This is a genomic window from Neobacillus drentensis (assembly GCF_036965425.1).
GTDB lineage: Bacteria > Bacillota > Bacilli > Bacillales > Cytobacillaceae > Neobacillus > Neobacillus drentensis_F.
The window spans coordinates 1-10896 of record NZ_JBALPP010000128.1 but is presented as its reverse complement, the minus strand read 5'-3'; the positions used below and the strand labels follow the sequence as shown (position 1 = coordinate 10896).

The 10896-nt window shown below is 39.6% G+C and carries 16 protein-coding genes; 15 read left to right on the top strand and 1 reads right to left on the bottom strand.

What is annotated here, in order from left to right; all coding sequences use genetic code 11:
- The first annotated feature begins 51 nt into the window (after nt 1–51).
- The 12 genes from V7161_RS25785 (at nt 52) to V7161_RS25730 (ending at nt 9509) form a co-directional block, all read left to right on the top strand.
- Complete coding sequence (locus V7161_RS25785; protein WP_335715667.1) at nt 52–930, top strand: aldose 1-epimerase family protein; 879 nt, start codon at nt 52–54, stop codon at nt 928–930.
- A 130-nt stretch (nt 931–1060) separates the two neighbouring features.
- Entirely contained in the window at nt 1061–1777 is a 717-nt protein-coding gene (locus V7161_RS25780; RefSeq protein WP_335715666.1) for a GntR family transcriptional regulator, read from the top strand.
- 216 nt (nt 1778–1993) lie between these two features.
- Nucleotides 1994–3076 carry an ABC transporter substrate-binding protein gene (locus V7161_RS25775; protein WP_335715665.1) on the top strand — a complete coding sequence of 361 codons (1083 nt, stop codon included), beginning with the start codon at nt 1994–1996 and terminating at the stop codon, nt 3074–3076.
- Nucleotides 3077–3091: 15 nt separating this feature from the next.
- A complete protein-coding gene (locus V7161_RS25770) occupies nt 3092–4150 on the top strand; it encodes an ABC transporter ATP-binding protein (protein ID WP_335715664.1) in 1059 nt (352 codons plus the stop codon).
- Nucleotides 4151–4161: 11 nt separating this feature from the next.
- Complete coding sequence (locus V7161_RS25765; RefSeq protein WP_335715663.1) at nt 4162–5085, top strand: ABC transporter permease; 924 nt, start codon at nt 4162–4164, stop codon at nt 5083–5085.
- Nucleotides 5082–5882: an ABC transporter permease gene (locus V7161_RS25760; protein WP_335715662.1), complete on the top strand. Its 801-nt coding sequence runs from the start codon at nt 5082–5084 to the stop codon at nt 5880–5882. Before V7161_RS25765 ends, V7161_RS25760 begins: the two co-directional genes overlap by 4 nt.
- 16 nt (nt 5883–5898) lie before the next feature.
- Nucleotides 5899–6222 (top strand): (2Fe-2S)-binding protein, encoded by a 324-nt coding sequence (locus tag V7161_RS25755; protein ID WP_335715661.1) that lies wholly within the window; start codon nt 5899–5901, stop codon nt 6220–6222.
- Complete coding sequence (locus V7161_RS25750) at nt 6212–7300, top strand: NAD(P)/FAD-dependent oxidoreductase (protein WP_335715660.1); 1089 nt, start codon at nt 6212–6214, stop codon at nt 7298–7300. The genes V7161_RS25755 and V7161_RS25750 overlap by 11 nt, the downstream gene beginning before the upstream one ends.
- 24 nt (nt 7301–7324) lie before the next feature.
- The gene (locus V7161_RS25745) at nt 7325–7663 is read left to right on the top strand and encodes a (2Fe-2S)-binding protein (protein ID WP_420491668.1); all 339 of its coding nucleotides are present in this window, start codon (nt 7325–7327) and stop codon (nt 7661–7663) included.
- Nucleotides 7664–8737, top strand: coding sequence for an NAD(P)/FAD-dependent oxidoreductase (locus tag V7161_RS25740; protein WP_335715658.1), 1074 nt, complete (start codon nt 7664–7666; stop codon nt 8735–8737).
- A gap of 32 nt (nt 8738–8769) precedes the next feature.
- On the top strand, nt 8770–9099 hold the full coding sequence (locus V7161_RS25735; RefSeq protein ID WP_335715657.1) for a DUF1904 family protein: 330 nt from the start codon (nt 8770–8772) through the stop codon (nt 9097–9099).
- Nucleotides 9100–9239: 140 nt separating this feature from the next.
- Nucleotides 9240–9509 (top strand): hypothetical protein, encoded by a 270-nt coding sequence (locus V7161_RS25730; protein WP_335715656.1) that lies wholly within the window; start codon nt 9240–9242, stop codon nt 9507–9509.
- Between the two features lie 202 nt (nt 9510–9711).
- Here the strand turns inward: V7161_RS25730 and V7161_RS25725 are convergent, their stop codons facing one another.
- The gene (locus tag V7161_RS25725; protein WP_335715655.1) at nt 9712–9891 is read right to left on the bottom strand and encodes an H-type small acid-soluble spore protein; all 180 of its coding nucleotides are present in this window, start codon (nt 9889–9891) and stop codon (nt 9712–9714) included.
- A 121-nt stretch (nt 9892–10012) separates the two neighbouring features.
- On the opposite strand from V7161_RS25725, the gene V7161_RS25720 reads away from it, so the two are divergent.
- The 3 genes from V7161_RS25720 to V7161_RS25710 all read left to right on the top strand — a co-directional run bounded on the left by V7161_RS25720 (nt 10013) and on the right by V7161_RS25710 (nt 10775).
- Nucleotides 10013–10183, top strand: a complete 171-nt coding sequence (locus V7161_RS25720) for a hypothetical protein (protein WP_335715654.1) — start codon at nt 10013–10015, stop codon at nt 10181–10183.
- Between the two features lie 70 nt (nt 10184–10253).
- Nucleotides 10254–10397 carry a hypothetical protein gene (locus V7161_RS25715; RefSeq protein WP_335715653.1) on the top strand — a complete coding sequence of 48 codons (144 nt, stop codon included), beginning with the start codon at nt 10254–10256 and terminating at the stop codon, nt 10395–10397.
- 123 nt (nt 10398–10520) lie between these two features.
- Nucleotides 10521–10775, top strand: a complete 255-nt coding sequence (locus tag V7161_RS25710) for a hypothetical protein (RefSeq protein WP_335715652.1) — start codon at nt 10521–10523, stop codon at nt 10773–10775.
- Nucleotides 10776–10896: the final 121 nt, after the last annotated feature.

Genomic DNA, 10896 nt, shown 5'->3' with positions numbered 1-10896 from the left:
CCATTGGTAAACATTCATAAAGAAGAACTCTTTAAGAGATGAGGAACTATGATGATTGTCATTGAAAATGATTGGCTAAAGGTTGATATAGCAAGAAATGGAGCAGAAGTACGAAAAGTGAAGCATAAGAAAAATGGACTGGACTATATGTGGACAGGGGACAGCGCCTACTGGGGCCGTGTTTCTCCGGTGTTATTTCCGATTGTTGGCCGGTTAAAGGAAGATCACTATCAGCTTAATGGTCAATCCTACAAGATGTCACAGCATGGCTTTTTGCGTGATGTTGAATTTAATGTGGAAACACAAACAACAACTACCGTTTCTTTTGTGTTTGAATCAGCTGGACGTTTCCTTGATATTTATCCTTACGAATTTAAAGCGAATATTCGTTATATGCTCAAAGAGGATTCACTTAATGTTCAATGGGAAATCGCCAATGAAAACGAGGAAGAGATGTTTTTTTCCATAGGCGCCCATCCTGCCTTTAGGGTTCCGCTTGTAGAAAATGAAGCGATAGGGGACTATAGTTTGCACTTTACTCCTGCTGCTAATAAGAATGTGTTGGAATATGAGCTTAAGAATTCCCTTTTACATGAGAAAGGAACGGCTAATACTATCTCATCGATGCAGTTGAAAGCTTCCTTATTTGCCCATGATGCTCTGGTTTACAGTAATATCGATCAAATTTCCCTGATAGCTAATAAATCGAGTCATGGAGTGAAAGTCGTGTTCGAGGATTTCCCATTTGTGGGGATTTGGTCGAAATTTAATGATACTGATGGTACAATGGCGCCGTTTGTTTGTATTGAGCCTTGGTACGGGGTTGCCGATACATATGAAACAAATGGAAACTTGAAAGAGAAATTTGGAGTGAATAAGCTTCAAGCAGGAGAAACCTTCCAGGCTGAGTATAAAATGAAATTCATATAATGAAAACGTTTTTAGTACAAAATATTCAAAAAATATTGACAACTATTTGAAACGGAGGTAAATTATATTTAAACAAAGTAAATAGTATAAGATTATAAAGTTATAATATTATAAAAAAGGTGACTAAATCATGAAAATTGATAAAAATAATCACGCACCTCTTTATCGACAGGTGGAACAGGTGCTCGAAGAGAAAATCATGTCCAAGCAATGGGATGTAGGCTATCAGCTGCCGACAGAGCATGAGTTATCTGAACTTTTTGATGTAAGTACGATTACTGTGAAACGAGCTGTAATTGAATTAGTGAATAAAGGATATCTATATAGGCAGAGAGGGAAAGGGACCTTTGTAGCTGGCTCCACAAATGAACAAGACATCAACGCCATTTTTTCATTAACAACGGATGAAGAGGAACATCCTCATGAATTAATCAGTTTTTCCATTGAAGATTCAGATAGCGAAGTAGCCGAAAAACTGGGTTTGAATCCAAGAACAAAAATCTTTAAGATAAAGCGTGTAAAGATCGATAAACATGAACCAGTAACACTTGAATATACCTATCTTCCATATGAAATTTGTCCCGGTCTTACACCTGATGATATTAATAATGAACTTATTTACAATATTCTAAGAAAAAAATTTCATGTTTCCTTAGGCAGGGCCAAATTAATTGTGAAACCATACATTGCCGAAGGGGAAAAAGCAGAAAGGCTGCAAATTGAATCCGGTACACCTGTTTTTAAATGGGAGCGGTTAACCTACACGAAACAAGGAGAGATCATTGAGTACTCGAAATTTTATGACCGCCAGGATAAAACCACCTACTACACAGAAATGAATTTTTAACCAAGACAGACGAAAATTTATTAAACTATAAAGTTATAATATTATATCTTAAAAGATTATAATATTATATTTTTTTAATAGTTAATTTCTGAAAATTGGAAATATTATATTGGTATAAAAAATGTTGGCCTACGTTGAAAAGGGGGAGTGAAACAGCTGTAAATGCCCTTCAAGCTCACAAAGCTAAAAAATGAAATGAAATGAGGAGGAATTAGGATGAAGAGAAAAACGTTGCTTTTTGGGTTCATTTGTTTATTGCTAGTTGTTGTATCTGCATGTAGTAGTGAGACAGGCACCACCTCCAAAGAAACTGCAGGAAAAGCTGACAAAACCTTAGTGTTGGCAGCTTATGGAGGAAGCTATGAGAAAAAAATGAAGGAAACCGTTATCCCTAAATTTGAAAAGGAATTTGGTGTCAAGGTCCAGTATATTACTGGAAGCTCTGTTGATACCGTATCCAAGCTGCAAGCACAAAAAGCTAATCCGCAAATTGATGTAGCCTTCATCGACGACGGCCCCCAAGCACAGGCAAAATCCTTCGGCCTTCTCGCACCATTAGATGAAAAAATTGTTACGAACTTAGCCAATGTCTATGATATTGCCAAGGATAAGGACAATGTCGGTGTCGGTTTTGGGATTATTACCACAGGACTTGCTTATAATAAAAAGCTTTTCGAGGAAAACAAGTGGGATCCTGTCACATCCTGGAATGATTTAGCCGACCCTAAGTACAAAGGAAAACTTGTCTTACCATCCATCTCTAATACTTACGGAGTCCATATGCTTCTTATGGCTGCCAAGGCAAATGGCGGAGATGAAAAAAATATTGAACCAGGATTTGACAAACTAAAAGAGATTGCTAAAAATGCCGTGACCTTTGATAAAACAGCAGATGTATCCAATTACTTTTTACAAGGACAGACGGTTGCCAGCGCATGGGGCAGCAGCAGGGTATTCACGTTAAAACAGTCAGGATTCCCTATTGAGTTTGTCATTCCGAAAGAAGGCGCACCTGCATTGATGTCGACTGTTAGTGTCGTTAAAAATGCTCCGCATCAAGAGCTTGCACAAAAATTTGTTAATTATGTTTTAAGCGAAGGAGTACAAACAGAATTTGCTAATTCCTTGTTTGATGGTCCAGTAAATAAGAACGTGAAACTAAGTGGCGATCTTTTAGAAAAAATCATTTACGGACAAGATGAAATTTCGAAGCTCGTGAAGGTAGATTGGGAATATGTGAATCAAAAACGATCCGAGTGGACAGAGAGAGCAAACAAAGAAATTGAAGTGGCCCATTAATGAAGGGGTGATATGATGAGCTATTTATGCCTTGAAAATGTAATGAAGACGTTTAATAAAACAGAAGTCGTCAAAAAGATGAACCTGGAAATCAAGAAGGGTGAGCTTGTTTCCTTTCTTGGTCCTTCAGGATGCGGCAAGACCACGACGCTAAATATGATTGCAGGTTTTTTGGATGTTGATGGTGGAAGTATTGTGGTGGACGGGAAACCCGTTCACCTGCTTCCTCCCAACAAAAGAGAAATGGGCATGGTTTTTCAAAACTATGCTCTTTTTCCCCACATGACCGTGTTTGATAATGTGGCCTATGGACTTAAACTTCGGAAAGTCCAAAAAAATGAAATCAATCAACGTGTGTTGGAAGCGCTTGAAATGGTCCGATTATCCGGGTATGAAAAACGGTATCCAAAGGAGCTTTCCGGCGGACAGCAGCAGCGTGTGTCTTTGGCCAGAGCCTTAGTCATCAAACCAAAAGTGCTGCTCCTTGATGAACCATTAAGTAACCTGGATGCTAAGCTGCGCCAGGAAATGCGTGAAGAAATCGTGGAAATCCAAAAAAAGGTTGGCATTACCACCATATTTGTTACCCATGACCAGGAGGAAGCACTGGCCATTTCAGACCGGATCGCGGTTATGTATGAGGGGAGAATCGAACAGGTTGACACCCCAGTGGCCATTTATAACCAACCGCAAACTGATTTTGTTTCGAGGTTTATTGGAGAAGTGAATCAGATTCAAGGCCATGTTGTAGAATCGTACAGCGGGAATCAGTGCAAGGTGTCCTTTAATGGATATCAGCAGGTCCTTACATGTAATGGTAAGAATGATGATTTGGTCGACTTTTATCTGAGACCTGAAAAAATCCAAATCTATCAAGAACAAAGCGAGGGACTTCGTGTTCGGGTGGAAAGAAAAATGTTTTTAGGTGCAAAAACGCGATATATATTACAACTAAAAAATCAACAATTAATCGCGGACATTTCCAATACTGTTCTAAACCCCGATCAAATACTAGAAGGGCAGGACGTATTGGCTGTATGGAATCCAGAGGAACTATTAGCGACTAAAAAGTGAGGTGACTTCGAATGCAGGCTGAACTGGAAATGAATCAGGAACAAGAGATTCAATTCAAGCAAATGAAAAAGAAAAAGTCGAAGAAAAGGCTTGATTCGTGGTTATTATTACTTCCAGCGCTCAGTATTTTTATTTTTTTCTTTTTGCTGCCATTAGTCTTTCTTTTTATCACAAGCTTTAAGACCTTCGATGCAGCCACTGGAATTGGTCATGACTGGACCCTTCAGAACTATGCGAAGTTTATTACGGATCAGTTTTATCTCGGCGTTTTATGGAGAACAGTTAAAATCGCTTTAATCACCACATTGGCTGCGGTTATTATTTCGTATCCAGTAGCTTATCAGATTACGAAAATTAGAGGAAGAATGAAAAATTATTTAACTCTCCTCGTCTTATCTCCATTGTTAATTAGCATGGTTATCCGTTGTTATGGATGGGTCATTTTGTTATCCAATAATGGGGTCGTGAATAATGCCCTGATGAAGATGGGCTTGATTGATAAGCCACTTACCTTACTGTATACAGAGTTCAGCGTTGTGGTTGGCATGGTTCACGTTTTATTTCCATACATGGTGTTAAGTATTATGGGATCACTTGAAAGAATTGATCCTAGTGTAATAAGAGCTTCGCAAAATCTTGGTGCGGGACCTATTCGAACCTTCTTTTCCGTTGTTTTGCCGCTGACTCTTCCAGGTATCTTTGCCGGTTCGGTCATGGTGTTCAGCCTAGCAGTGAGCTCCTTTGTTACTCCGGCCATTCTTGGAGGACCTCAGGTGAAGGTAATGTCGTTTCTTACATATGAACAGGTCTCGACCATATTGAATTGGCCTTTTGGTTCAGCTATCGGCTTCCTGCTAATCTTTATTGCTACGATTACCATTATTATTTACAGCAAATTACTTACCAGATCTGAAAAAGGAGTGGCCATTCAATGAGGAAGGTATTACCAAAAGCCTGCTTGAATTTCTTTTGTATCCTTATCTACATTTTTCTGGCTGCCCCAATTGTAGTGGTTCTTTTATCATCCCTAACCACAACGGAGTACATCGTCTTTCCTCCCAAAGGGATCACCCTCCGGTGGTACGCAGAGCTGATCAACCATCCAGAGTTTATGCAGTCCTTCACCCTAAGTATTACGGTCGCTTTGGGAACTTCAATTATTTCGACGATCATCGGAACAATGGCTTCGATTGCTGTTGTTCGGTATGAGTTTAGAGGAAAAACAGCCGTTACCCAATTAATTGGGTCGCCCTTATTAATTCCATCTGTCGTATTTGGGGTAGCTTTACTGCAGTTTTTTTCCTGGATTGGTTTGGCAGCAAGTCCCGTTGCGTTAGTGGTCGGACATTTTATCTTAACCATTCCTTTTGTGATGAGATTGGTTGTGGCTAGCCTAGTAGGTTTCGACCGTTCGATCGAACTGGCGGCTAAGAATTTGGGGGCTGGAAGCCTTAGAGTATTTTTTCAAATTACCCTCCCTGTCATAAAATCAGGCGTGATTGCAGGAGCTATTTTTGCCTTTATTACCTCATTTGACGATTTAACTGTTGCTTTGTTCATTGTCAGCACAGATGTCGTCACTCTTCCAGTTCGAATTTATACCTATATGCAATACCAATATGATCCGATCATTACATCGGTATCCAGCATCATGATTTTACTAACCGTTATCTTAATGGTGGTCATAGAAAGAATCCTAGGTGTTGGAAAAGTGTTTTCGTCGAAAAATTAAGAAGAAGGTGTTTGTAATGCATATTCAACAGCATCCTGTATTAGGCGGGCAGCTTCAAAAACCAGTGACAATCTATTTTAATGATCAGCCCTACAAAGCTTATGAACAGCAAACCGTTGCGGCCGCCTTAATGGCTAATGATATTAAAAGGCTGGGTTTAAGCAGAAATTTGGTTCAGCCAAGAGGTCTTTTTTGCACTCGGGGGAGATGCTGCAGCTGCTATATGACGGTAAATGGGGAAGACCATGTCCGAACCTGTATGGTCAAAGTGGAAGAAGGAATGAAAATTTATCCGAATGATGAAGATCCGGACGTAAGGAGGGAGTTCTGTGGAGACTGATATTCTAATAATTGGTGCCGGTCCGGCTGGTCTTGCGGCTGCCTTTGAAACGGCTTCGAAGGGATTAGACGTAACGATTGTTGATGAATCTTTAACAATGGGCGGACAATTAAACCAGCAAACGCAAGTGATTCCTTCCTTACCTTCCTCGTTTCAGTCGATGCGCGGGTTTGAATGGGCAGCTCATTTAACTAATCAGTTAAAAGAATATGATATTCGTTATTTACTAAGCCATAGGGTCATTGGTTTTTACAAGGATGGAAGTGTAGGCATTACGGATGAGCAAGAAGTATTTGCAGTTAAAGCGAAGAAAATCATTGTGGCTACTGGCGCCGCAGAAAATGCAGTAGCCTTTCCAAAATGGACGCTTCCAGGGGTGATGACCATCGGAGCGGCTCAAACTTTGATCAATCGGGATTTTGTTCAACCGGGCAAGGAGGCGGTAATCGTTGGTTCCAGTGATTTTGCCTTGGATGCTGCCCTGCAGCTTTCTGAAGTGGGAGTTCACGTCAAAGGCTTTATTGAAAAGAATGCCGGCATTCTTTCCAGGGATTTAGAAAAAATAGAGCAGGTAAAAAAAATCGGCATTCCCATCCATTTAGATTCTTTTATCAAGGAAGCTAGGGGAATAGGTGCCGTAGAAGAAATTGATATCCAGATTGGGACACGTGTTTTTACCGAAAAAGTGGATTTAGTTTGTGTTGATGGGGGAAGATCTCCAATCCTTGATATTTTTTACCAGCTGGGTTGTTCCTTTGGATATCAAAAAGAACTCGGAGGCTGGGTTCCGCAATACAATCACCAATTTCAAACCGACCGTGAGGATATTTTTTTAGCAGGGAATGCCGCTGGAATTAGTACACAGGGAGTCCTATTAGTAACGGGTATGCTGGCAGGCATTAACGCTTGTGAAGCCGTTGGGGCCATAACTAAGACCATAGCAGATGAAGAAAAGGACTTCCTTTGGAAAGAGCTGGAGATTCTTGAAACGAAGTACAACCCAACCATCTGGGAGGCAAGAAACCGGCATATGGAAAATTTCGCGTATCCGGTGATAAAGGAACAATTTCTCTCTTAATTCAAATAGATAAAGAGACAGAAGGTGAATGAATTGGATAAAAGCACGATCATTTGTCGATGCGAAGAAATTAGTTACGAAGAAATTGAGGACGTCCTGACCAATGGGGCAACAACATTTGATGATTTAAAACGATTAACACGGTGCGGCATGGGTCCATGCCAGTCAAAAATATGCCATTCTCTCGTAGCTGACATGATCCACGAAAAAACAAACACCCCTTATTTCCAGATACCGCTGCCGCGAATGAGGATGCCGCTAAGTCCTATTAAACTTGAGACATTAGCTACGAATAGCACTTCCTTTTCATCTGTAAAATCAGTTATGGATGAGGTGGAATTAGAGGATGGGAAGGTGAGATAATTGGATACAAGTTATCAAACGATCATTATCGGCGGCGGGGTGGTTGGAAGTAGTATTGCCTATCACCTTTCAGAACAAACCAAAGAAGGAATCCTTGTTCTGGATCAAAAATTTCCATTGTCAGGCACCTCCGGATCCACCCAAGCCTGGGTATGGGTTCACAACAAAACCCCTTCCTGGTATGCTGAATTTAGTATGTATAGCGCCGAGCTGTACTCGTATCTGTCCAAAAAAATCGGCGATGTGGAGTTTAAACGAACAGGGGGTCTTTCGCCGTTTTTCAATGAGGTAGACCGTGAAAAGGCTCTACGGCTGGCTGAGGCGTACGAGCAGATTGGGATAAAGATTAAGGTTTTATCCCGGGAAGAGGCACTTGAAAAAGAGCCATTTCTCAACCCGGCTGTAGTCGGTGCTACCTATAGTGCCATCGACGGCAATGTAAATCCTTTTCGGTTAGTGGATCGTTATATGAGAGCGGCAAAGAAAAACGGTGTTCAATACTCTACCTATAATAAAGTAACCGAAATTCAAAAGCTGCTTGGAAAATTCATTGTGGTGTCAGAAAAGGGGACGTTCGCTTGTAAAAACCTTATTCTTGCTGGCGGAACATGGTCCAGGGAGTTAGGGAAGTTGGTGGATGTCAATATTCCGATTAACCAATTAAGAGGACAAATTCTTGTGACAGAGCCCTTGAAGCCTTTTTTAAATTATACGATTAGCGGATTAAGACAGGCATTTAATGGAGAGGTGTTAATTGGTTATTCCATGGAACAAGAAGGGTTTAATAGGGCAACCACTCTTGATGTGATTCAAGAAACTGCTAATATGGCTGTCCATTATGTCCCTGCGTTACGAAAAGCAAAGGTGGTTCGGGCTTTTTCAGGGATACGTGCCATGCCGGAAGATGGCTTTCCTATTCTGGGGAAAATTCCAGGTGTTGAAAATCTTATTGTTGCCGCTACCCATAGTGGTGTGACCCTTTCTCCACTCATTGGAACGCTCATGACGGAGTTGATTTTGGACGGAGAAACCTCGATTCCGATAGACCGATATTCAATCAGCAGATTTGCATAACGTAATTTTTACAAGCATAGGAGGAAAACAAAATGCCCCATTTATTTATTAGAGGAGTAACAGTTGAGCAGGTTAAGACGATTAGCAGACCGTTAGTAGAAGAATTGGCTGATCTTTGTGACTGTGGAACGGACAATTTTACGTTAGAAGTGGTGAACTCTACCTTTGTCTTTAATAATGACGAGGTACCTGGATATCCGTTTATTGAAGTGAAATGGTTTGAAAGAGGCCAGGAAGTACGAGACCAATTTGCTAAAATTGTCACGAAACAAGTTCACTCGCTCGAAATCCCGGAAGTAGAAGTTGCCTTTAGTACCTTTAAGGAGTCTGCTTACTATTTGAATGGGAAGAGTTTTAACTGAAACTAAAAGGAACCGTTTATGTATGGACCGAGCCATGTTGCTGCATGTTCGGTTTTTTTAGTTCCTATTTTTTGAATCAGTTAATATATTTAAGGCACGATAATATTTGTAACGAAGAACAAAAAAAGGGGCAACTATAATTGGACATTGAAAATACTCAAAAAGTCACATTTCAGCTAGAAAATGACCTTGGGAAGTTAGATGTAAAAGGTGAAATTATAGGGGAAAGCCAAATCCCATTTTTTGATGATTTAAAGTTTAAAGGGGTAATTGCTTTACTTAATTCCATCGATAAACAAAACTTTGATGGATCCGGAAATCATCAACTATTTGATCATTTTATTAAGGAAATAGAAGAGACCATCGTTGAAATGAAAAAATATGACCAATTTCAGGGAAAACTTATCTAATCAAATAAAAGGGACTACAACATAAGTGATGAAAAAAGGGAGACCGTTGAAGGCTCCCTTTTGAAACATTGATGCATCGATGTATAGAGCCTTCTCACTGAACATGCCAACGAAACAGCAGATGAGCAGCGACGCCATGATGGCACGCATATAGTAATGGTTCCCTTTCGATTTATAGAACTCAAATGTATTTTTGGCTGATTCATTCTTCCTCCAAACCATCTATTGGGACAAGTCGTTTCTCATCGTGGGTTCCTCTTTGAGTGACCAACGCCATGCCGGTTGTATCTTGAATGCTTTCAATCCACACTGGAATACCATGATATTTAACGGAAATCTCTTCATCTGCTGCAAAAATCTCTTTCACTCTATTTAGGTCCATTATTTTCACCTCAAAATTATTTTCCCAAATTTGTTTCAACAATATAAGTAAAATCATATTCCGTATAAGGAACAGTATTTTACGCAAAATATGATAAATTTGTGTTAGATGGGGGATTCAAATGTTAAATGAGAACAATAAATCCGAAAAATCTTCGGACCCGAGCAGTATGGAGCAGCCACTATTATCAACTGGTTCTACTGAAGCTGGTTTTAATTGGAATTCTGACGACAATGAACAGGCCAAAAAACCGAGGATTGGTAATACCGTAGTTGGGGAAGAAGGGCAGTAGTGTTGACCTTAAAGTTAATAAAACTATTTACTTATTTCAAAAAAGATATTGAAAGGACTACAAATAATCCATGAAAAATCAACGAATTCCAGAGCATAAATTGAATACAACAAACACAGTAGGGCAGGCAATTGAAAATATAACAAGCAATGATTTAACTGCATCAAGTTCAGCAGAAAAAATTAATAAACAAAATACTAACAAAGCCAAATAAGAATGTATTTGTTTCACTCATGAACTTACCTTTAAAACGTGATGTTAATCACAATAAAGAACTGTAGTTTGCACTATAATGATATAAGAAACTACACTTTATAGGAAAAAGAGGGAATGGTTCATGGCTGTAACATTAGAACAGACAAAAGTGAATGAGTTGGTAGACCGCTTCTACGAGAAGTTACTATTGGATCCCTATTATGTAACCATGTTTAAAGAAAGAAACGTGGATATTGAATTGCTGAAAATTCGGCAAAGAGTTTTTATAAACCGCTTAGTTTTTGATGCGTCTGAACAGGAACAAAGTAAGCAGAAATCACAGGTAAGGGAAAGACATCCGTTTCAAATAGATCCAAACAGGGCCGGGGTTTGGTAAAAAAGCATCTTATTGAAAAGGTAGATATCCTGTTAAAAAAGATAATAAAATAAGCTTTTTGAAAAGATTAAAAAAAATAATCCACCTGCGAGTTAATTACTCAGGTGGATTACTTTTATTT